Source organism: Amycolatopsis sp. NPDC003861, from assembly GCF_053605405.1.
Map to the genome: position 1 here is coordinate 1 of NZ_JBSGJD010000170.1, position 21,410 is coordinate 21,410.

Genomic DNA, 21,410 nt, shown 5'->3' on the forward strand with positions numbered 1-21,410 from the left:
GGGTCACGACCATGACGACGCCGGAACCCGCCGACCGCGTACTCGCCCGCGCCTCCCTCGCCGAAGGCAGCCCGACCGCCTGGTTCGACCGGCTCTACACCGCCGCCGCCCGCGGCGAAGCCGAGGTCCCGTGGACCCGCGGCACCCCGAACACCGACCTGGCCGCCTGGGTCCACCCCGGCGAGGGCCGCCGCGCCCTGGTGGTGGGCAGCGCCCTCGGCGACGACGCCGAGCTGCTGTCCGCGGCCGGCTGGGCCGTCACCGCCTTCGACGTCGCCCCCGCCGCGGTCGACGCCGCCCGCGCCCGCTTCCCGGAGTCCGCAGCGGACTACGTCGTGGCCGACCTGCTGCACCCGCCAGGGGAGTGGCGCCACGCGTTCGACCTGGTCGTGGAGATCATCAACATCCAGGCCATGCCCCGCGAATTCCGGCCCGCCGCGGTGACGTCCCTGGCCGGCTTCCTCGCCCCCGGCGGCACGCTCCTGGTCAGCGAGGTCGCGGAGGAGAGCACGGACGCCGAGACGTGGGAAGGCCCGCCGTGGCCGTTCAGCCGGGCGGAGATCGAGTCCATCGCCCAGGACGGCGTCCGGCTGATCAGCCTCGACACCATCCGCGAAGGCACCCGCTACTGGGCCACCTTCACCCGCTAGCCCGGTGCCGCCCGGGCGCGCTCGTCTTCTCCGCCGCGGAACACCCGGCCTACCCGGCGCCGTTCCGGTGCCGCCCGGGCGTGGTCCCCACCACGGCCGTGAACGCCGCGATGAAGTGGCTCGGGTTCGCCCACCCGCACGCCCGCGCGGTGGCCGCCGTGTCGTGGCCGTCGGCCAGCAGGACCAGCGCGTGGCCGATGCGGACCTGGGTACGCCACTCGTAGAACGTCATCCCGAGCTCGTCGCGGAACAACCGGCTCAGCGTGCGGGCACTCGCCCCGATCCGCTGCCCGAGCTCCGCCAGCGGCGTGGCGTCCCCGGGCTCCTCGTACAGCCGCCGCGCGATGGCCCGCAACCGGTCGTCGCGCGGCTCGGGCAGGTGCAGCGGCTGCTCCGGTGCTTCGCGCAGTTCGTCGACCAGGACCCGGCGCAGGCGGGCACTCGCCGACCGGTCGTACTCGCGCGGACCGGTCAACGCGAGCAGCACCTCCCGGGCGAGACCCGACGCCGTGAACACCACCGGCCGCTGCGGGACGAGCCGGGCCAATCCCGCCGGCAGGAACACGATCCGCATGTCGGTGTGGCCGTGCGCGCGGTGCCGGTGGACGAACCCGGCCGGCGTCCAGGCCACCCGGTTCGCCGGCACGATCGACGTCCCCCGCTCGGTGTGCACCGACAACACGCCCCGGGCCGCGTACACCAGGTGTCCCCGGTCGTGGACGTCCGCCGCGCTGGTGCCGCCCGGCGGCCACCGGTGCGCCCCGCCCGACGGCCAGATCCGCGACTCCGGGACGACTTGGCGGGCAATGGGCACAAGCTGGCATTCTACCGGTGGTCGGCCACCGGCCCCGCCGGTGAGAGTGGGACCCATGAACACGATGCGAGCGGCGGTGTGTGTCCGGCCTGGCGGCCCGGAAGTCCTGGAACTCCGGGAGCTGCCCGTCCCGGCGGTGCGGGAGGGCTGGAGCCTGGTGCGGGTCGAGGGCACCGGCCTGAACCGGTCGGAACTGCGGACCCGGCAGGGACACTCCCCGGACGTCGTCTTCCCCCGCGTGCTCGGCATCGAATGCGTCGGCACCGTCGCCGCCTCGACCGACCCGCGGCTGCCCGAAGGCACCACGGTCGCGGCGATGATGGGGGAGATGGGCCGCGCCTTCGACGGCGGCTACGCCGAATACGCCCTGCTGCCCGACCCGCTCCTGATGCCGGTCACCACCACCCTGCCCTGGGACGTCCTCGCGGCCCTGCCCGAGACCTACCTGACCGCCCAGGGCGCCCTCGACGCGCTCGGCATCGGCCCGGACAGCACCGGGCGGCTGCTCATCCGCGGCGGCAGCTCCTCGGTCGGGCTGGCCGCGGCCGCGATCGCGGCCGGCCACGGCCTGGAGGTCGCCGCCACCACCCGCCGCCCGGACAAGGCCGGCGCGCTGACCGGGCACGTCCTCATCGACGACGGCGGCCCGCTGACCGGCCTGCCGCAGCTGTGGCCCGAAGGCCCGGACTGGGTGCTCGACCTCGTCGGCGCCCGCACGGCGGTGGACTCGCTGCGCCTGGTCCGCCGCGGCGGCACGGTGTGCGTGGCCGGCTCGCTCAGCGGCTGGCTCGTCCCGGACTTCGAGCCGATCGCGAAGATCCCGTCCGGCACCAAGCTGACCGCCTTCCACAGCAGCACCCTCACCGGCAGCACCGCCCTGCTGCAGCGGATCGTCGGCGAAGTCGAGGCGGGCACGTACCGGCCGCACATCGACCGGATCTTCCCGCTGGACGACATCGCCGCCGCCCACCGCTACATGGAGGACGACCGGGCGGCCGGAAAACTCGTCGTCGTGCCCTGAACGGGTGGCCTAGGCTCGGTGATCATGCCCACCCGGTCACTGCAGATCCCCACCGCCGACGGCCAGGCCGACGCCTTCGCCGCGTTCCCCGGCGACGGCGAACGCCACCCCGGCGTGCTGATGTACCCGGACGGCTTCGGCATCCGGCCCGTCCTGCGCGAAATGGCGCAAGAACTGGCCGGCCACGGGTATTACGTGCTCGTCCCCAACCCCTTCTACCGGCACGGCCCGACACCGGTGATCGACCTGCCCGAGTACATCGGCGCCGAAGCCCGGCCCGCGGTCTTCACCCGGCTGATGCCCATGATCGAGGCGCACACCACCGACCGGATCCTGCGTGACGCCGACGCCTGCCTGGAGTTCCTCACCGCCCGGCCCGAGGTCGCCCCCGGCCCGGTCGCGACGACCGGCTACTGCATCGGCGGCCTCCTCGCGACGCACACCGCCGCGGCCCACCCCGGCCGGGTGGCCGCCCTCGCCGGATTCCACGCCCCGGTGGGCGCCGCCGGGCCCGACAACCTGCGCCGGATCACCGCCCGGGTCCACTTCGGCCACGCCGAAACCGACCTGACGCCCGAGGCTCTCGGCGAGCTCAACAAGACGCTGGACGCCGCGGGACTCGAGTACACCTCCGAGATCTACCCCGGCACCGTCCACGGCTTCACCATGTCCGACACCGACTCCTTCGACCCCGCCGCCCTCGAACGGCATTGGGACAGCCTGCTGGCGCTGCTCGGCCGGGCCCTCTAGCAGTTCTCGAGGAACCGGGCCAGGACGCGGGTGCCGAAGTGCAGGCCCGCCACCGGCACCCGCTCGTCCACCCCGTGCGCCATCGCCCGGTACGGGAACCCCTTCGGCAGCCACAGCGGCGCGAAGCCGTAGCAGTCGATCCCCAGCTGCGCGAACGCCTTCGCGTCCGTCCCGCCGCCCAGGCAGTACGGCACCACCACCGCCTCCGGATCCTCCGCCTGCAGCGCGGCCGCCATCGCGGTGAACCACGGCGAGTCCACCGGCGCCTGCACCGGCGGCTGGTGCGCCACGAACTCCCGCGTCACGCCCGCGCCGAGCAGGTCGTCCAGCGCGGCGAACAACGCCTCCTCGGTCCCGGGCAGCACCCGGACGTCCACCTGCGCGGTCGCCGTCGAGGGGATCACGTTCACCTTGTACCCCGCGTCCAGCATCGTCGGGGTCGTGCTGTTGCGGACCGTCGGCACCACCAGCGAGCCGGCCGGCCCCAGCGCGGCCACCGCCGCGTCCACACCCTCCGAAGTGGACAGATCCACCGCGACACCCAGCGCCGCGCCGGTCCGCTCCAGGAACGCCCGCACCGCCGGCGTCAGCGACACCGGCCACTCGTGCGCCGCGATCCGGTGCAACGCCCCCACCAACCGGGTGACGGCGTTCTCGTCGTTCGGGCGCGAACCGTGCCCGGCGCGGCCCCGGGCGGTCAGCCGCAGGTGCGCCGTCCCGCGCTCGGCCGTCCCGACCGGGTAGAGGTGGACGTCCCGGCCGTCGGCCGCGGGCACGTGGTAGGTGTAGCCACCCGACTCGCTGATCGCCGCCGCGCAGGCCTCGAACAGCTCGGGATGGCGGGCGACCAGCCAGTGCGCGCCCCACTCGCCGCGGTCCTCCTCGTCGGCGACGAACGCCAGCACCAGGTCCCGCCGCGGCCGCGCCCCGCCGGCCAGCGCGGCCAGCACCATCGCCACGAAGTCCTTCATGTCGGTCGCGCCGCGGCCCCACAGGTACCCGTCGCGCACCTCGCCGGCGAACGGCGGCACCGACCAGTCCGCCGCGTCCGCCGGGACGACGTCCAGGTGCCCCTGCACCAGCAGCGCCGGCCGGGACGGGTCGGTGCCCGGCACCCGCGCGATCACGCTGGCCCGCCCCGGCGCGGCCTCCAGGATCCGCGCGGGGATGCCCAGGCCGTCCAGGAACGCGGCCACGTACTCCGCCGCCGGCCGCTCGGGCTCGGCGTCGTTGCCGCCGCGGTTGGTCGTGTCGAACCGGATCAGGTCCGCGCACAGCTCGACGACGTCAGCCATAGATGCCCTGCACCGCCCCCGCCGCGATCGCCGTGACGACCTTGAAGCACTTCATCGCCTCGGTCATGGTCGGCGCGTCGAACCCGACCCGCCGGGTGCCGATCTGCTCCACCGTAGGGATCACCGCCGTCGCCTGCGCCAGGTGGCTCGCGTCGAACTCGACCTCGATCCGGTGCGGCCCGACCTGCCGCTCCTCCCGGCCGGCCCGGGCCAGGGCCTCGGCGGCCGCGCCGGTCAGCAGCTCCGCGGTGCGCGCCGGCGGCAGGCAGATCGCCGCGTACCGGCTCACGCATTCCTTCACCTGGACCAGCTCCGCCTCCGGAGCGTAATCACGGGCGTCGTCGCACGTTTTGTCGTCACCCGAAACGAGCAGGACAGGGACGCCGTACTCCGCGGCCATCCCCGCGTTCAACCGGCCCTCGCTCGCCGGGACGTCGTCCAGCCACACCCCGGTGATCTGGTTCTCCAGGTAGGTGTGGGAAAGCACCCCGTCGAAGCCCGCGCCGGCGTGGTAGCCGAGGAACACCACACCGTCCACACCGGAATCGATGCCCTGCATCATCGACAGCGGCTTGTGCCGGCCGGTGAGCATCCGCGCCCGCGGGTCGAGGTCCTCCAGCAGCAGATTCCGTTGCGAGGAATGGGCTTCGTTCACCAGCACGTCACTCGCCCCGGCCTGGTACAGCCCGGCCAGCACGGCGTTGACGTCGCCGGTGAACAGCCGCCGGAAGCGGTCCCACTGCGGCGACCCGGGCACGACGTCGTCGGTCCAGGTGACGCCGGTGGCGCCCTCCATGTCCGCCGAGATCAGGATGCGCATGCCGGGCACTCTAACCAGCGCGCCCGGCCTCCGGACGCGAATCACCCACATCGCCGAACGTCACTCAGCGTGACGACCGGGGTGTCGATAACGATCGGGCACCTGCCGAGGTGGCAACATATTGCGCGGTTGTCCCGATATGTGGTTACTTCTCGTCCTTGGGGAGGCTCACAAGCGAACGATGGGGTGGTTTTCGGTGCAGTTCCAACACAGAGCCGGGCGTTTCGCCCGGGTGGGCGCGGTCGTCGCGGCCGCCACGCTGACGGCGATCCCGCTCGCCGTCCCCGCCCAGGCCCAGCAGGCCAAGGTGCTGCGGGTCGCGCTCACCACCGGCATCGACCACCTCAACCCGTTCACCGCCGTGCTCTCGGCGTCCACGCAGATCGGCCGGTTCACCTTCGAGTTCCTGACCGTCCCGGACGCGGAAAAGGCCGAAGCCGCGCCCGCGCTCGCCGAGTCCTGGACCCCGTCGCCGGACAAGCTCACCTGGACCTTCAAGATCCGCGGCGGCGTCAAGTGGAGCGACGGGCAGCCGGTGACCGCCAAGGACGCGGCGTTCACCTTCAACCGGATGCTCACCGACGAGAACGCCCGCACCGCCAACGGCAACTACGTGGCCAACTTCGAGACGGTCACCGCGCCCGACGACACCACCCTCGTCATCAAGACCAAGACCGTCCAGGTCAACATGAACCTGCTCGACGTGCCGATCGTGCCCCAGCACATCTGGGAGCCGGTCAAGGACCTCAAGGCCGCCTCGACCGACACCCTCGCCGTCGCCGGCGTCTCCGACGGCCCGTTCCACGTCACCGAGTACAAGCCGAACGAGTACGTCAAGTTCAGCGCCAACAAGGACTACTGGCGCGGCGCCCCCAAGATCGACGAACTGCAGCTGCTGCAGTTCAAGGACACCGAAGCCGCGGTCAACGCGCTCAAGCAGGGCGAAGTCGACGTCATCAACCGGCTCAACCCCAACCAGTTCGCCGCGCTGCAAGGCCAGCAGGGCATCACCACCAACGCCGCCCCCGGCCGCCGCTACGACGAGCTGGCGATCAACTTCGGCGTCACCGACAACGCCGGCAACCCGATCGGGGACGGCAACCCGGTCCTCAAGGACCTCAACCTCCGCAAGGCCATCGCCCAGGCCGTCGACACCAAGACCCTCGTCGACAAGGTCCTCAAGGGCCTCGGCCAGGTCGGCGGCGGCGTCGTGCCCGCCATCTACCGCGACTACCACTGGGACCCCAGCGACGCCGAACGCATCAAGTTCGACCTCGCCGCGGCCAACACCACCCTCGAGCAGGCGGGCTACCGGAAGGGCGCCGACGGCGTCCGCACCGCCCCCGGCGGCGCGAAGCTGGAACTGCGCCTGACCGGGCACGCCAACCGCAGCTACGACCAGGGCGTCGCCCAGTACGTCACCGGCTGGCTCAAGGACGTCGGCATCACCGTCAAGCAGGACCTGGTCTCCGACGACGAGCTGTCCGACCGCACCTCCACCGGCAAGTACGACCTCGCCATCGGCGGCTACGGCACCAACCCCGACCCGGACTACGCGCTCTCGCTGCACACCTGCGCCGCGCGCCCCACCCCGGACGGCAAGGGCGGCAGCACCGACACCTTCTTCTGCGACGCCGCCTACGACGACCTCTACAAGAAGCAGCTCACCGAAACCGACGACACCAAGCGCGCCGAGTACGTCAAGCAGGCCCAGGCCCGGCTCTACAGCCAGGTCCCGACCATCGTGCTCGACTACCAGAACGCCCTCGAGGCCTACCGCTCCGACAAGTTCTCCGGCTTCACCACCCAGCCGCAGCCCCAGGGCGCCATCCTCGAGCAGACCGGCTACTGGGGCGTCTACGGCGCCACCCCGGCCGGCACCACCAACGCGGCCGATTCCGGCAGCGGCTCCACCGTGCTGTGGATCGTCATCGGCGCGGTCGTCGTGGTCGTCCTCGTCGGCGGCGGCATCGTGCTCGGCCGCCGCGGCAAGACCGCAGAGGACCGCGAGTAAGAGATGACCACCCCCGACCAGGCCGCGGTGCTCGTCGGGGTCGACGAGCACCGCGGCGGGACCGGCACGGCCCGGTTCGTGCTCACCAAGATCGCCGAAGCGCTGATCAGCATCGTGCTGGTGATCGTGCTGTTCTTCTTCCTGTTCCGGATGCTGCCCGGCGACCCGGTCGCGGCGATGACCCGCGACCGCGTCACCAGCCCCCAGCAGATCGCCGAACTGCGCGAGAAGATGGGCGTCGACAAGCCCGTCCTCGTCCAGTTCGGGAACTATTTCTGGAACCTGCTGCACGGGGACCTCGGCGAATCCCGGCTGCTCAACAACGGCCGCCCGGTCGCCGACATGATCGGCGAGCGGCTCTGGCCGACCATCCTGCTCGTCGGCAGCGCCACCCTGCTCGCCGTCGTCCTCGGCCTCTGGCTCGGCATCCGCGCCGCCTGGCGCCGCGACAGCTTCTTCGACCGCACCCAGACCGGCATCGCGCTGACGCTGTGGTCGGTCCCGCAGTTCTGGCTCGGCCTGATGCTGCTCGTGGTCACCGACGGGCTGTTCCCCAGCCGCGGCATGCACTCGCCCGACGCCGCCCCCGACGTGCTGTCCCAGACCCTCGACGTCCTGCACCACCTGGTGCTGCCGTGCGTGACGCTGCTGGCGGTGTTCTACGCCCAGTACATGCTGATCATGCGGTCGTCGCTGCTGGGGGAGATGAACGCCGACTACCTCACCACCGCCCGCGCCAAGGGCCTGCGCGACGACCTCGTCCGCCGCCGCCACGCCGTCCCCAACGCCCTGCTGCCCACCACCACGCTGGTGTTCATGCAGTTCGGCTCGGTGCTGGCCGGCGCGGTCACCGTCGAGGCCGTGTTCAGCTGGCCGGGCCTGGGCCAGCTCACCTACGACGCCCTGCACGGCCCCGACCTGCCGGTGCTGCAGGGCGTGTTCACCGTGCTGGCGGGCTCGGTGGTGCTGATGAACCTGCTCGCGGAACTGCTCTACCGCGTGCTCGACCCGAGGGTGCGTACCTCATGACCACCGCCGAGACACCCCGGCAGATCGCCTGGGCCCGCCGCCGGGCGTCGCTGACCCGGACCTGGCGCGAGTTCGCCGCCCAGCGCGGCGCGCTCATCGGGCTCGTCCTGCTCGCCGCCACCGTCGTCGTCGCCCTCCTGCTGCCGCTGATCAGCGACGAGACCGGCCTCGACGTCACCAAGGCCACCGGGGCACCGCTGTCCCCGCCGAGCGGCGAGTACTGGCTCGGCACCGAGAACTTCGGCCGGTCGGTGCTGCTGATGACCGTCTGGGGCACCCGGATCTCCCTGCTCGTCGGCTTCTCCGCCGCGCTGCTGTCGGTGGTCATCGGCACCCTGATCGGCATCACCGCCGCCCACTTCGGCGGCTGGGTGTCGGCGACCCTGCTGCGGTTCACCGACTTCTTCCTGGTCCTGCCCTCGCTGATCCTCGCCATCGCGCTCTCGGCCGTGCTGCCCAAGGGCGTCGGCACGATCATCATCGCCATCGGCCTCACCGCCTGGCCCAGCACCGCCCGGCTGGTCCGCGCCCAGACACTGACCATCGAAAGCCGCCCCTACATCGAGCGCGCGCACGCCCTCGGCGGCGGCCACCTGCACATCATCGGCCGGCACGTGCTGCCCGGCGTGATGCCGCTGGTGCTGGCCAACACGACCCTGGTCGTCGGCAACGCCGTCATCGCCGACGCGACCCTGTCGTTCCTCGGCGTCGGCGACCCCAACTCCGTCACCTGGGGCCTGGTGCTGGAAAACGCCCTCAACAACGGCGCCATCAGCCGCGGCGCCTGGTGGAACGTGCTCCCGCCGGGCATCGCCATCGTCCTCGTCGTCCTCTTCTTCACCCTGGTCGGCCGGGGCCTGGAGACCGTGTTCAACCCGAGGTTGAAGAAGTGACCACCCCGCTGCTGCAGCTCACCGGCCTCACCGTCACCTACGCGGTCGGGGACACCGACGTCCCCGCCGTCCGCGGCGTCGACCTCACCCTCGACCCCGGCGGCACCCTCGGCGTCGCGGGCGAATCCGGCTCGGGCAAGTCCACCGTCGCGATGAGCGTGCTGCGCCTCCTGCCGCGCACGGCGAAGATCACCGGCGAGATCCTCCTCGACGGCGAAGACGTCACCACCATGAAGTGGGGACGGCTGCGCGCGGTCCGCTGGGCCGAGGCTTCGGTGGTGTTCCAGGGCGCCATGCACGCGCTCAACCCGGTGCGCAAGATCGGCGAGCAGATCGCCGAACCGATCCGGCTGCACCCGCCGTCCGGCACGGCCCTCACCGACACCGAGGTCGACGCCCGCGTCGCCGAGCTGCTCACCCAGGTCGACCTGCCCCCGGCCCGGGCCGGCGCCTACCCGCACGAACTGTCCGGCGGGCAGAAGCAGCGCGTCATGATCGCCATGGCGCTGGCCTGCTCGCCCCGGCTGATCATCGCCGACGAGCCGACCACCGCCCTCGACGTCATCGTCCAGGCCCAGGTCCTCGCCCTGCTGTCCCGGCTGGTCGCCGAACAGCGGATCGGGCTGATCATGATCAGCCACGACCTGTCCGTGCTCGCCGCCACCTGCGAACGCATCGCCGTCATGTACGACGGGCAGATCGTCGAGGAAGGCCCCGGCGCCGAGGTGATGGGGTCACCTCGCCACGACCACACGCGGGCGCTCGCGGCGGCGTTCCCGACCGTCGGCGACCCGGTGTCCCGCTTCGCCCCCGCCACCAGCACCCCGCTGCCGCCGGAACCGGCGGACCGGGAGGCGGGCGAGCCGCTGCTGGCCGCGGAGAACCTGCGCGTGTCCTTCCGCGACCGCACCGGCAAGCGGATCGACGCCGTCGCCGGCGTCGACCTCACCGTGGCCCGCGACGAGATCGTCGCCCTGGTCGGCCAGTCCGGCTCCGGCAAGACGACGCTCGCCCGGACCCTGCTCGGCCTGCAGAAACCCGACTCCGGCGTGGTCCGCTACGCCGGGAACCCGGTGCCGGCCGGGGGAGCGGGCCTCAAGGCCTACCGCCGTCAGGTCCAGCTCGTCCTGCAGGACCCCACGAGCGCGCTGAACCCCAGCCACACGGTGTACGAGGCCGTCGCCGAAGGGCCGCGGATCCACCGGCTGAGCGACGAGCGCGCGGTCGTCCACCGCGCCCTGGAGGCCGCGGAGCTGCGACCGGCGGAAAAGTACGCCGACCGGCTCCCGCACCAGCTCTCCGGCGGCCAGCGCCAGCGCGTCGTCATCGCCGGGGCCCTGGCGCTCGAACCGGCGGTGGTGGTGGCCGACGAACCGGTCGCCTCGCTCGACGCGTCGGTGCGCGGCGAAATCCTCGGCCTGCTGCTGCGGCTGCGGCGCGAACTCGGCCTCGCCGCCCTGGTGATCACCCACGACCTGGGCCTGGCCTGGAACATCGCCGACCGCGTCGCCGTGATGTACCGCGGCGAGCTCGTCGAAACCGGGACCGTGGAGCAGGTCCTGCTCGACCCGCAGCACGAGTACACGAAGTCCCTGCTGGCCGCGCTGCCCGGCGGCACCGCCCAGCGCCGCACCGTCGAAACCTGATACTGCGGGAACCGCACACGAGCGCGTTGTGTAATCTCCGAACGGAAATGGCGACCACCACCGACCCCGCACAGACGCCCTCGACCGGACTGGCCGAGCGGCTCCGCGTGCCCTCGCGATTCCCCTACCGCACGATCGCGATGGGCACCGTCGGCAGCACTCTGCTGATGATCGCCGCCCTCGGCGCCGGCGGCATCCTGATCAAGGACCCGGTGCTCGGCCACGGCCCGATGTCCTGGGTCCGCTACGGCCACGGCCGCATGCTCGCCAACGCCGTCCTCTACACCGGTTTCGGCATGGTCGTGTGGGCGTGGGTCCGGCTCGGCCGCTACGTGCTGGCCGGCCGCATCGGCAGCCGGCCGATCCTGGTCGCCGCGGGCTGCTGGATGGCGCCGCTGCTGGTGTCGCCGCCGCTGTTCACCCGCGACGTCTTCTCCTACCTCGGCCAGGGCGCCCAGCTGCTCTACGGGCTCGACCCGTACGCCAACGGCCCGGCCGAGCTCGACGTGCTGCCGAACGTGGTGCAGAACGTCCACCCGCTCTGGCAGACCACCCCGGCCCCGTACGGGCCGCTGTTCCTGCTGATCTCCAAGGGCGTGGTCGCCACCACCGGCGACAACATGATCCTCGGCGTCATCCTCATGCGCCTCGTGCTGCTGGTCGGCCTGGCCGGCACGCTGTGGGCGCTCCCGCGGCTGGTCAAGCACCTCGGCGGCAAGCTCCCCGTCGCGCTGTGGCTCGCGGTGGCCAGCCCGATGATGGTGATCCACCTCTTCGGCGGCCCGCACAACGACCTGATGATGCTCGCGTTCCTCACCATCGGCGTCCTCGCCGCCCTGGAACGCAAGCACGTGCTCGCGGTCGTCCTGGTCACGATCGGCATGCTGATCAAGCCCACCGCGGCGATCGCCCTGCCGTTCATCGTCTGGATGTGGGCCAACCACCTCACGGGCGAGTCGAAGGTCCGCAACTTCCTGCGCGCCGGCGCGGCCTCGGTGGGCCTGTTCCTGCCGGTGTTCGTCGCGGGCACGTGGATCTCGCTGGGCTCGCTCAACCTGGGCTGGTGGTCGGGGCTGAAGGCCCCTCAGCTCATCGCGAACTGGCTGAACATCCCCACCGGCATCGGCGAGGTGTTCTACAACCTGGTCCACCTGATCGTGGACGTCCAGGTCTCGCCGTTCGTGACGGTCGCCCGCGCGGCGGGCATGCTCCTGCTGATCGCCTTCGGCATCCGCCAGTGGTGGCTCGCCCGCGGCGGCGGCACGGAGGCGGTGTACCGGGCCGGCATCTCGCTCCTGGCGGTGGCGATCCTGATGCCGCCGACCCTGCCGTGGTACCTGACCTGGGGTTTCGTGCTCCTGTCGGCGTTCAAGTGGCAGCCGCGGCACCTGGCGCTGGTGGTGGCGGTCTCGGTGTTCGTGACCTTGGTGTACTACCCGACGGGCGAGCAGGCGTTGTACGACTGGTGGTTCATCGCCGGAGTCGTCTTGGCCAGCCTGTACGCGGCGGCCTCCCTCCTGCGACCGGACCCGCTGGGCATCATCGACGCCTGGCGCCGCCCGGAGAAGTTCCTCCGCGACTAGTTCCCCGCCCATCCGCTCCAGGTGTGCACCTCGGTGACCACCACGGCGTACTCCGGCGGCCGCTCGGCGTACTGCGCGTACTTCGCCACCAGCCACGACACCGGCTCCGCCCCCGGCGGCAACACCCGCGCGACCCCGTCCGCCCGCGCCCACCACAGCCGCGACCAGTCCTCGTCGTAGCCGTCCGTCAGGAAGCACACCGCCGGGTTCTCCGCGATGTTGCGCAGCCGCCGCAGGGCCACCGAGGACTTCGGCTTGTGGTCCACCGCGAACACCACCACGTCCCCGCGCACCGCGAACGTCACCGGCACCAGATGCGGGACCCCGGAAGCCGACACCGTCGCCAGCCGGGCGACCCGCGCCTCGGCGAACCGGGCGCGGGCCTCCTCCGACGACAACCTCACGTCAACGCGGGGGAGTCGAAGGTCAGCGTCCCCAGGTCCGCGTCCAGGGTCACCGGGACCCCCAGCGGCAACGTCGGCGACGAGGCCACGTGCCCGAACCCGAACTCCTCCACTGTCGGCACCCCCAGCGGCCCCAGCCGCTCCACCAGCAGCGCACGCACCTCCGGCGCCGGCCCGCACGCCGCCCACGAACCCAGCACGATCCCGCGCACTCCGGCGAACCAGCCGCTGCGCAGCAGCTGCGTCAGCATCCGGTCCAGCCGGTACACGCTCTCCGTCACGTCCTCCAGCAGCACGATCGCGTCCCGCGCCGAGCCGTGCTCCGGGGTGCCGATGCCCGCCGCCAGGAGGGACAGGTTGCCGCCCGTCAGCACGCCCGAGGCGCGGCCCGGGACCAGCGCCGACCCGCCGCGGACCACGCGGTTCAGCTCCGGCTCGAACAGCGACCGCCGCAGGTGTTCCACCGCGAAGTCGTCGAACAGCACGCTCGCCGGCATCGGGGAGAACAAAGTGGACAGTCCGAGGTGGACGTCCACCGCCCGGTGCAGCGCCGTGATGTCCGACGACCCGGCCAGCACCTTCGGGCCCGCCGCCCGCAACGCCGGCCAGTCCACCAGGTCCAGCATCCGCTGCACGCCGTAGCCGCCCCGGGCCGCCAGCACGCACCGCACCCCCGGATCCAGCCACGCTTCGGTGAACTCCGCCGCCCGCTCCGCGTCCGAACCGGACAGGTACGGCGGCGAGCCCGGCGACGACCGCACGCACGGCCCGACCCGCACCTCGACGCCCCAGCCGCGCAGCACCGGCAACGCCTTCTCCAGCAGGTCCGCCGGCACCGGCCCGGCCGGCGCCACCAGGGCGAGGGTGTCCCCGGCCCGCAACCGCGGCGGCCTCACCGGGACAGCTCCAGCCGCGCCACACCCGGCGTCTCGAACCCGAACACCTGGCCGTAGAACGACAACTCCGCCTCCAACGCCGCCACGATCGTCGCCGCCTGCCGGAAACCGTGCTGCTCACCGGCGAACCGCTGGTAGGCGTACGGGATGGCGCGCCCGGCCAGCTCGGCCACGAACCGGTCGGCCTGCTCCGGCGGGCAGATCCGGTCCTCCAGCCCCTGCTGGAACAGCACCGACCCGGCCAGGCGCCCGACGTTCGCCAGCGGGGACCGGTCGACGTACCGCTGCCGCGTCTCGGGGAACGGCCCGACCAGCCCGTCGAGGTACCGCGACTCGAAGTCGTGCGTGTCGCCGGTCCACCCGGCCAGGTCCAGCACCGGGTACAGCACCGTGCCCGCCCGGTAGGTCTTCGTCGTCGTCAGCGACGCCGCCGCGGTGAACCCGCCCGCGCTGCCGCCCCGGATCCCGATCCGGTCGCCGTCGGCCAGCCCGGCCGCCACCAGCGCCTCGGCCACCGCCACGCAGTCGGCGACGTCCACCGCACCCCACTGCCCCCGCAGCCGCTCCCGGTAGGCCCGCCCGAACCCCGTCGAGCCGCCGTAGTTCACCGCCGCCACGCCGATGCCGCGGCTGGTGAAGTACGCGATCTCCAGGTTCAGCTCGGCGAAGTGCTGCCCGGTCGGGCCGCCGTGGACGTCGATCAGCAGCGGCGGCCGCTCGCCGTCGGGGGCCGCGAACTCCGGGTTCCGCGGCGGGTACAGCACCACCGGCACGGCCTCGCCGTCCGGCGTGCTGAACACCCGCTCCTGCGGCACCGGCAGGAACGCCGAGGGCAGCTCCGGCTGCGGCGTCACGTCCGTCACCGCGCCGCCCGGGGAGACCCGCACGACCGCGGCCTCCCGCGCCGGGCCACCGGCCACGCCCACGACGTCTTCGCCCGACACCGCGAGTCCCGTCGAAGACCAGGCCGTCAGCTCGCCGGCCAGTGGCGTCACCGAACCGTCGGCCTCGTCGAGCACCGCCAGCCGGCCCGCGGACAGGACCGCGTGCCGCCCGCCGTCCAGCGGCGCGAACCAGCGCGACCCCGTCTTCCACAGCGGCCCGCCCAGTTCCTGCTCGACCGGTGCCAGGTTCTTCAGCGTCCCGTCCAGGCCGACGCGGTGCAGGTTCCACCAGCCGCCGGGGTCCAGCACGGCCAGCAGCGTCGCCGGCGTCTCCCACTCGACCTGGCACACCGCGACGTCCACGCCACCGGCCAGCACCCGGTGCGGCCCGAACGCCCCGTCCTCGCCGACGGGTGCCACGCACAGCTCGGTGCCGTCCCACGGCATCAGCGGGTGGTCCCAGCCGAACCAGGCCGCGTGCCGGCCGTCCGGCGACAGCTTCGGCACGGTCAGGAACCGGTGGCTCGCGGCCAGGACCCGCTCGCCACCGCCGTCCACCGCGATCGCCACCAGGTCCCGTTCGATGTCGGTGGGACGCGGCCCGGTGCTGCGCTCGCGGACCGCCCACACCTCACCCGGCCGCCCGGCCCGCAGATCGCCGTAGCGGACGCTCTGCGGCTCGGCCGGGGACGGCGTGAGCGCCGCCACGCCGATTTCGCTCTGCGCGTACACGCGCTGATCGGCCCAGTGCGTGAACACCACGATCCCGTCGGCCACCGCCCACGGCCGGCCGCCGTATTCGTGCAGCCGGTTGCGGACGTTCCACGGGGCCGGCAGGACGTCCTCGGTCCCGCCCGGCACCGCCCGGACCAGCGCGACCCGGCCTTGTTCCCCGGGTCTCGCCTCGGCCCACCACACCTCGCCGCCGACGACGTCGAGCCACTGCGGGCCGCCACCGGCGGCGGCCACTTCGGCGGCGGTGATGGGCGACGACCAGGTTCCGCACGGGGAGATCCGAGACACCCCCCGAGGCTAGCGGCCCGCCAACGGTGGGGCGGCGGATGCCGATCATGCGCCGGTGGCCTAGGGTCGTCAGTGCTATGTCTCGCGTAATCCACGTCTTCCGCCAGCCGGATCGGTTCGTCGCCGGCACCGTCGGCGAGCCCGGCGATCGCACGTTCTACCTCCAGGCGTCGGAGGACGTGCGCACGATCAGCGTCACCATCGAAAAACAGCAGGTCGTCGTCCTCGCGGAGCGCCTGAGCTCGCTGCTGGAGGAGGTCGCCAGCCGGTTCGGTGCCGACGTCCCCGACGACGCCCCCGAGGACCTGGTCGACCTCGACCCCCTCACCGTGCCGGTCGAGGAGGAGTTCCGGGTCGGCACCATGGGCCTGGGCTGGGACGCCGACAGCAGCGCGGTCGTCATCGAACTGCTCGCCATCACCGAGGGCGAGGTCGACGAAACCGTCGTGCTCGACGACACCGAGGAAGGCCCGGACGCCGTCCGCGTCTTCCTCAGCCCGGCCGCCGCCCGCGCCTTCGCCGAGCGGGCCGACCGCGTCGTCAACGCCGGCCGCAAGCCGTGCCCGCTGTGCGCCGAGCCGCTCGACCCGGCCGGGCACATCTGCCCCCGGCAGAACGGCTACCGGCGCGAGACCGACGCGGGCGAAGACTGACCATGACGCCCGTCCCGGCCGACCCCGCCTCCCGCGAACTCGTCACCCACGGCCGCATCGACGTCGAAGGCCGGCTGGTCGACGCCTCCAACGTCACGCTCTTCTGCGCCATCGAGCTCGACGGCGTCACCGGCCGGGTCGTCTACAAGCCGGTGTCGGGGGAGCGGCCGCTGTGGGACTTCCCCGACGGCACCCTCGCCGGGCGCGAGGTCGCCACCGCGATCATCGCCGACACGACCGGCATCGGCGCGATCCCGCCGACCGTGCTGCGCGACGGGCCGTTCGGCCCCGGCATGGTCCAGCTGTGGGTGGAAACCACCGAGGACGACCTGGTGGAAGTCCTGCCGCCCGACGACGTCCCCGACGGCTGGCGCCCGGTGCTCAACGCCCACGACCGGTTCGGCGAACCCGCGGTGCTGGCCCACGCGAACCACCCCGGTCTGCGCGACCTGGCCGTGCTCGACATCATCGCCAACAACACCGACCGCAAGGGCGGGCACCTCCTGCCCGGCGTCGACGGCCGCGTCTACGGCGTCGACCACGGCATCTGCCTGCACACCGACCCCAAGCTGCGGACCGTCCTGTGGGGCTGGATCGGCGAGCCGCTGCCACCGGACACCGTCGAGAAGCTGCGCAAGCTGCGGTCGGAGCTCGACGGCGGCCTCGGCAAGACCCTCGCCGAGCACATCACCAAGTTCGAGATCCGCGCGCTGGCCGCGCGCACCGACGTCCTGCTCGCCGAGGGCATCTTCCCCGAGCCCGGCGACGACTGGCGAGCCATCCCGTGGCCGCTGTTCTAGTCGACGAGGCCGCCCGCGCGCGGCTGGTCGGCCGCTTCGGCGCGGACCTGGCCGAGCCGTGGTGCGACACGCTCCCGGACCTGGTGGCCCGCCTGACCGCGAGGTGGGGGCTGACCGTCCGCGAGACGCGGCCCGGCAACTCCGGCCGCACATTGCTGTGCACGGGCCCCGATGGTGACCTGCGGGTCCTCAAGCTCACCCCGGATCCCGAGGTCGCCCGGCTGGAGTCCGCGGGGCTGCAAGCCTGGCGCGGCTGCCCCCGAGCGGTGCAGGTGCTGGACACCGACCTCGACGCCGGGGCGATCCTGCTCGAAGGCCTGGTGCCCGGCACCGAACTGCGCGGCCGGCCGGTGCCGTGGGCCGAGATCGGCGCGCTGCTGAGCGAGCTGCACGCGGTCGCACCCCCGCCCGGGCTGCCGCCGCTGACCGACCGCGTGACCTTCATGTTCGACATCACCGAACGCACCGTCCCCGGCTCGGCGGCCGAACCGCACCTGACTCCCGGGCTCCTGGCGAGGGCCCGCAGCCGGGCCCTCGCCCTCGCCGAAGGCGGCCCGGTCGCGGTCGTGCACGGCGATCTGCACCCCGGCAACGTCCTCGACGCCGGCCCCCGCCGCGGTGTGGTCGCCATCGACCCGCGCCCGAGCGTCGGCGACCCGGCCTTCGACCTCGCCGACTGGCTCTACCTGCCGTTGGCCGCCGGCGGCACGCTCGACGACGGCATCGAGGCACTCCGCCCGCACCTGCCCGGCCTCGACCCCGGCCGCGCCCTCGCGTGGTGCGCCGCCCTGGCTCCGCTGGCCGCCCACGCGCCGCTGCGCCGTGGCGAACCCACCCCGTTCACCGACGCCCTGCTGGAACTGGCGGGCTGACCGGCGTGGCATGCCCCGGCCGCGGCGCCGCGGCCACTAGGTTCCGGGGTCGTGCGCTCCCAACGCTATGACGACGTGCTCGCCGGCCCGCGCCGCAAGAAGGTGCCGGAGGTCCCCGCCGAACCCGGCCTGGTCGTCGAGGACCCGGCCAGCGGCTACTGCGGCGCGGTGGTGAAGATCGAGTACGGGAACGTCGTGCTCGAGGACGCCCGAGGCCGCCACCGCGTCTTCCCCCTCGCACCCGCCGGGTTCCTCCTCGAAGGCAAGCCCGTCACGCTCGTGCCGTACCGGGCACCGGCGAAGGCCCCGGCCCGCCAGGTCTCGGCGTCCGGTTCGGTCCGCGTCGAAGGACTGAAGGCCCGCGTCGCGCGCGACTCGCGCATCTGGGTCGAAGGCAAGCACGACGCCGAGCTCGTCGAACGCGTCTGGGGCCACGACCTGCGTGTCGAAGGCGTCGTCGTCGAGCCGCTCGACGGCGTGGACGTGCTCGCCGACCGGATCGCCGAGTTCGGCACCGGCCCCGGCCGCCGCCTCGGCGTCCTGGTCGACCACCTCGTGCCCGGCAGCAAGGAATCCCGGCTCGTCGAGGCCGTCCGCGACGAGAACGTGCTGGTCACCGGCCACCCCTACATCGACGTCTGGGAGGCGGTGCGCCCCGAGGCGGTCGGGATCAAGGCCTGGCCGAAGATCCCGCGCGGGACCGAGTGGAAGCAGGGGATCTGCGACGCGCTCGGCTGGGGGCAACCTTTCGAAGGCTGGCAGCGTGTCTTGAGCGGAGTGAGCAGTTTCCGCGACCTCGAGACCCCGCTCATCGGGGCCGTGGAACGGCTCATCGACTTCGTCACCGAACCGGGGGAAGAGGGCTGAATGTCCGAATTGTCCAAGGTCACGCGAAGGTCACGTCCCGTCACCACGCCGGTGCGAACCGGCGTGATCTGAGAGCATGAAGCCATGACTTGGGCACTGGTCTGGTTGATCGTCGGGATCGCCCTGGTGATCGCCGAAGTCGTCTCCGGCGACTTCGTGCTGATCATGCTGGGCGTCGCCGCGCTGTTCGGCGCCGGTGCCGAGGTCCTCACCGGGAACCTGGTCATCGACGTCGCCGTGTTCGCCGTCGCCTCGGTCGGCATGCTCCTGCTCGTCCGGCCCGCGCTCAAGCGGCGCTTCCTCTCCGGGCCGACCCACCACACCGGGATCGACGCGCTGATCGGCGCCCGCGCCGTCGTCTTGTCCACAGTGGACGCCGAAGCCGGGCAGGTGAAGCTGGGCGGCGACGTCTGGTCGGCCCGCAGCCTCGGCGAGCACCTGCCGCCCATCGCGCCCGGGACGCAGGTCACGGTGGTCGAGATCTCCGGTGCCACCGCCGTCGTGTCGGCCGAGCCGTGAGCCTCGGACTCGTCGTCGTCGGCGAAGGCCACGCCGCGGTGCTCGAACGCGGCGGGCAGTTCCGCGCCGTCCTCGGCCCCGGCCGCCACGTCGTGCTCCCGTTCGCCGACCGGGTCCGCGCCCGGTTCGACCTCGGTGACCAGATCCTCTCGGCCCCGCCCCGCCCGGTCGAAACCGGCGACGGGCGGGAGGTCCTCATCGGCTTCGAGGTCGTCTTCGCGGTGACCGATCCGCGCCTGGCCACCTACGAAATCGCCGCCCCGGCCCTGGCGATCGAGCAGCTGACCCGCACCGCGCTGCGGCAGGAAGCGGGCCTGACCACCGCCGAGCGCGCCGTCGCCGCACCCGGGGACCTGCACCGTACAGTGTGGACGGTCCTGCACGACACCACCGGCCGCTGGGGCGTCACCACCCGGGAACTGCACCTCGAGGTCAGCCCGCCTGCCGCACCCGGAACGCCGTCAACCGCGCAAGAATGGTACTAGGTAAGGGGAAATTCTCTTGACCGGATTTGTGATCGGCCTGGTCATAGCCTTGGCCTTGTTGGTGATCATCACGATCGCCAAGGCGGTCATGGTGGTGCCGCAGGCACAGTCGGCCGTGATCGAGCGGCTCGGCCGGTTCCGCACGGTCGCCTCGCCCGGCCTCAACATCCTCGTGCCGTTCCTGGACAAGGTGCGCGCCCGGATCGACCTGCGCGAACAGGTCGTCTCGTTCCCGCCGCAGCCGGTGATCACCGAGGACAACCTGACGGTCTCGATCGACACGGTCGTGTACTTCCAGGTCACCGACTCCCGCGCCGCGGTGTACGAGATCTCCAACTACATCGTCGGTGTCGAGCAGCTGACCACCACCACGCTACGCAACGTGGTCGGCGGCATGAGCCTCGAGCAGACCCTGACCTCCCGCGACTCCATCAACAGCCAGCTGCGCGGCGTGCTCGACGAGGCCACCGGCCGCTGGGGCATCCGCGTCGCCCGCGTCGAGCTGAAGGCGATCGACCCGCCGCCCTCCATCCAGGACTCGATGGAGAAGCAGATGCGCGCCGACCGTGAGAAGCGCGCCATGATCCTCACCGCCGAAGGCCAGCGGGAATCGGCGATCAAGACCGCGGAAGGCCAAAAGCAGAGCCAGATCCTCGCCGCCGAAGGTGCCCGCCAGGCCACCATCCTCGCCGCCGAGGCCGAGCGGCAGTCCCGCATCCTGCGGGCCCAGGGTGAGCGGGCCGCGCGCTACCTGCAGGCGCAGGGCCAGGCGAAGGCGATCGAGAAGGTGTTCGCCGCGATCAAGGCCGGCCGCCCGACCCCGGAGGTGCTGGCCTACCAGTACCTGCAGACACTGCCGCAGATGGCGCAGGGCGACGCGAACAAGGTCTGGATGATCCCCAGCGACTACGGCAAGGCCCTCGAAGGCTTCGCCCGCGCGCTCGGCGCCCCGGGCGACGACGGCGTGTTCCGGTACGAGCCGCCGAAGGACGACGACGTCCCGGACAAGCCCGACCTCGAGGACGACGAGGTCTCCAGCTGGTTCGAGACCAAGAGCGACCCGAAGGTCGCCGAGGCCGTCGCGGCCGCGGAAGCGGTGGCCCGCAAGGAGGTCCCGGCGATCGGGGCGCCCTCCTCGCCGCCCGCGCGGCCGTCGATCCCGCGCCCGGCCCAGCAGCAGGCCGAACCGGAAGCCGACGAAGACCGCGGCACCGAGGCCGTGCCCCCGCCGCAGCAGCCGTCGACGCCGAAGAGCGGCCAGCCGGCCCTCCCGCAGCCGCAGTCCCCGGCCGGCCCGCCGCCAGGCGGCCAGTACCAGGGCCAGCCGCCGCAGGCCCCGCCGCCGGGCCAGTTCGGCGGCCCGCAGCAGCAGAACCCGGGCTCGGGCCCGTTCCCGCAGCAGCCCCCCTTCGGCGGTCCCCAGGGCGGCCCCCGCCGCTGACCCCAAGCGCCCCAATGTGGCGTTGGTTGCGTCCCACGCACCGAATGTGGC

At 72.7% G+C, this 21,410-nt stretch carries 21 protein-coding genes; 15 read left to right on the forward strand and 6 right to left on the reverse strand.

Features of this window, described 5'->3' with window-relative positions:
- On the forward strand, positions 1-650 hold a 650-nt coding region (locus tag ACWEVN_RS32560; RefSeq protein ID WP_452053831.1), incomplete at its 5' end, for a class I SAM-dependent methyltransferase.
- A 49-nt stretch (positions 651-699) separates the two neighbouring features.
- On the opposite strand, the gene ACWEVN_RS32565 is transcribed toward ACWEVN_RS32560, so the two are convergent.
- On the reverse strand, positions 700-1,464 hold the full coding sequence (locus tag ACWEVN_RS32565) for an AraC family transcriptional regulator (protein WP_452053832.1): 765 nt from the start codon (positions 1,462-1,464) through the stop codon (positions 700-702).
- Between the two features lie 55 nt (positions 1,465-1,519).
- On the opposite strand from ACWEVN_RS32565, the gene ACWEVN_RS32570 reads away from it, so the two are divergent.
- Together ACWEVN_RS32570 and ACWEVN_RS32575 are read left to right on the forward strand one after the other, a co-directional pair.
- On the forward strand, positions 1,520-2,485 hold the full coding sequence (locus ACWEVN_RS32570) for a zinc-binding dehydrogenase (protein WP_452053833.1): 966 nt from the start codon (positions 1,520-1,522) through the stop codon (positions 2,483-2,485).
- 24 nt (positions 2,486-2,509) lie between these two features.
- The gene (locus tag ACWEVN_RS32575; RefSeq protein ID WP_452053834.1) at positions 2,510-3,235 is read left to right on the forward strand and encodes a dienelactone hydrolase family protein; all 726 of its coding nucleotides are present in this window, start codon (positions 2,510-2,512) and stop codon (positions 3,233-3,235) included.
- Here ACWEVN_RS32575 and ACWEVN_RS32580 read toward each other — a convergent pair.
- Both ACWEVN_RS32580 and ACWEVN_RS32585 read right to left on the reverse strand, forming a co-directional pair.
- The gene (locus ACWEVN_RS32580) at positions 3,232-4,530 is read right to left on the reverse strand and encodes a M20/M25/M40 family metallo-hydrolase (RefSeq protein ID WP_452053835.1); all 1,299 of its coding nucleotides are present in this window, start codon (positions 4,528-4,530) and stop codon (positions 3,232-3,234) included. The two genes, ACWEVN_RS32575 and ACWEVN_RS32580, sit on opposite strands and share 4 nt — an antisense overlap.
- Positions 4,523-5,350 (reverse strand): M55 family metallopeptidase, encoded by an 828-nt coding sequence (locus ACWEVN_RS32585; RefSeq protein WP_452053836.1) that lies wholly within the window; start codon positions 5,348-5,350, stop codon positions 4,523-4,525. The genes ACWEVN_RS32580 and ACWEVN_RS32585 overlap by 8 nt, the downstream gene beginning before the upstream one ends.
- A 181-nt stretch (positions 5,351-5,531) precedes the next feature.
- Between ACWEVN_RS32585 and ACWEVN_RS32590 the strand changes: the two genes are divergently transcribed.
- From ACWEVN_RS32590 to mptB, 5 genes are read left to right on the forward strand one after another with little or no spacing between them, the layout of a single operon-like run.
- A complete protein-coding gene (locus tag ACWEVN_RS32590) occupies positions 5,532-7,364 on the forward strand; it encodes an ABC transporter substrate-binding protein (protein ID WP_449683333.1) in 1,833 nt (610 codons plus the stop codon).
- A 3-nt stretch (positions 7,365-7,367) separates the two neighbouring features.
- Positions 7,368-8,393, forward strand: a complete 1,026-nt coding sequence (locus tag ACWEVN_RS32595; RefSeq protein WP_452053837.1) for an ABC transporter permease — start codon at positions 7,368-7,370, stop codon at positions 8,391-8,393.
- Positions 8,390-9,286: an ABC transporter permease gene (locus tag ACWEVN_RS32600; protein ID WP_449683335.1), complete on the forward strand. Its 897-nt coding sequence runs from the start codon at positions 8,390-8,392 to the stop codon at positions 9,284-9,286. Before ACWEVN_RS32595 ends, ACWEVN_RS32600 begins: the two co-directional genes overlap by 4 nt.
- Positions 9,283-10,932: a nickel ABC transporter ATP-binding protein NikE gene (nikE, locus tag ACWEVN_RS32605; protein ID WP_452053838.1), complete on the forward strand. Its 1,650-nt coding sequence runs from the start codon at positions 9,283-9,285 to the stop codon at positions 10,930-10,932. The genes ACWEVN_RS32600 and nikE overlap by 4 nt, the downstream gene beginning before the upstream one ends.
- Before the next feature lie 47 nt (positions 10,933-10,979).
- Positions 10,980-12,515: a polyprenol phosphomannose-dependent alpha 1,6 mannosyltransferase MptB gene (gene mptB / locus ACWEVN_RS32610; protein WP_449683337.1), complete on the forward strand. Its 1,536-nt coding sequence runs from the start codon at positions 10,980-10,982 to the stop codon at positions 12,513-12,515.
- Here the strand turns inward: mptB and ACWEVN_RS32615 are convergent.
- Genes ACWEVN_RS32615 through ACWEVN_RS32625 form a run of 3 tightly spaced genes read right to left on the reverse strand, consistent with a single transcriptional unit; the run spans position 12,512 to position 15,722 of the window.
- Positions 12,512-12,913: a TIGR03668 family PPOX class F420-dependent oxidoreductase gene (locus ACWEVN_RS32615; protein ID WP_452053842.1), complete on the reverse strand. Its 402-nt coding sequence runs from the start codon at positions 12,911-12,913 to the stop codon at positions 12,512-12,514. The two genes, mptB and ACWEVN_RS32615, sit on opposite strands and share 4 nt — an antisense overlap.
- Before the next feature lie 2 nt (positions 12,914-12,915).
- Positions 12,916-13,815, reverse strand: a complete 900-nt coding sequence (locus tag ACWEVN_RS32620) for a S66 peptidase family protein (protein WP_452053839.1) — start codon at positions 13,813-13,815, stop codon at positions 12,916-12,918.
- Positions 13,812-15,722: a prolyl oligopeptidase family serine peptidase gene (locus ACWEVN_RS32625; protein ID WP_452053840.1), complete on the reverse strand. Its 1,911-nt coding sequence runs from the start codon at positions 15,720-15,722 to the stop codon at positions 13,812-13,814. Before ACWEVN_RS32625 ends, ACWEVN_RS32620 begins: the two co-directional genes overlap by 4 nt.
- 77 nt (positions 15,723-15,799) lie before the next feature.
- Here ACWEVN_RS32625 and ACWEVN_RS32630 point away from each other — a divergent pair, with 77 nt between their 5' ends.
- The 7 genes from ACWEVN_RS32630 to ACWEVN_RS32660 all read left to right on the forward strand — a co-directional run bounded on the left by ACWEVN_RS32630 (position 15,800) and on the right by ACWEVN_RS32660 (position 21,359).
- Positions 15,800-16,375: a DUF3090 domain-containing protein gene (locus ACWEVN_RS32630; protein WP_091311892.1), complete on the forward strand. Its 576-nt coding sequence runs from the start codon at positions 15,800-15,802 to the stop codon at positions 16,373-16,375.
- Between the two features lie 2 nt (positions 16,376-16,377).
- Positions 16,378-17,175, forward strand: coding sequence for an SCO1664 family protein (locus tag ACWEVN_RS32635; protein ID WP_449683340.1), 798 nt, complete (start codon positions 16,378-16,380; stop codon positions 17,173-17,175).
- Positions 17,160-18,047, forward strand: coding sequence for an aminoglycoside phosphotransferase family protein (locus ACWEVN_RS32640; RefSeq protein ID WP_452053841.1), 888 nt, complete (start codon positions 17,160-17,162; stop codon positions 18,045-18,047). The genes ACWEVN_RS32635 and ACWEVN_RS32640 overlap by 16 nt, the downstream gene beginning before the upstream one ends.
- A gap of 51 nt (positions 18,048-18,098) precedes the next feature.
- Positions 18,099-18,914 carry a DUF3097 domain-containing protein gene (locus ACWEVN_RS32645; protein WP_449683342.1) on the forward strand — a complete coding sequence of 272 codons (816 nt, stop codon included), beginning with the start codon at positions 18,099-18,101 and terminating at the stop codon, positions 18,912-18,914.
- A gap of 84 nt (positions 18,915-18,998) precedes the next feature.
- Entirely contained in the window at positions 18,999-19,433 is a 435-nt protein-coding gene (locus ACWEVN_RS32650) for an NfeD family protein (protein WP_449683343.1), read from the forward strand.
- Entirely contained in the window at positions 19,430-19,918 is a 489-nt protein-coding gene (locus ACWEVN_RS32655; protein ID WP_449683344.1) for an SPFH domain-containing protein, read from the forward strand. Before ACWEVN_RS32650 ends, ACWEVN_RS32655 begins: the two co-directional genes overlap by 4 nt.
- 88 nt (positions 19,919-20,006) lie before the next feature.
- Positions 20,007-21,359 carry an SPFH domain-containing protein gene (locus ACWEVN_RS32660; protein ID WP_452053843.1) on the forward strand — a complete coding sequence of 451 codons (1,353 nt, stop codon included), beginning with the start codon at positions 20,007-20,009 and terminating at the stop codon, positions 21,357-21,359.
- Positions 21,360-21,410: the final 51 nt, after the last annotated feature.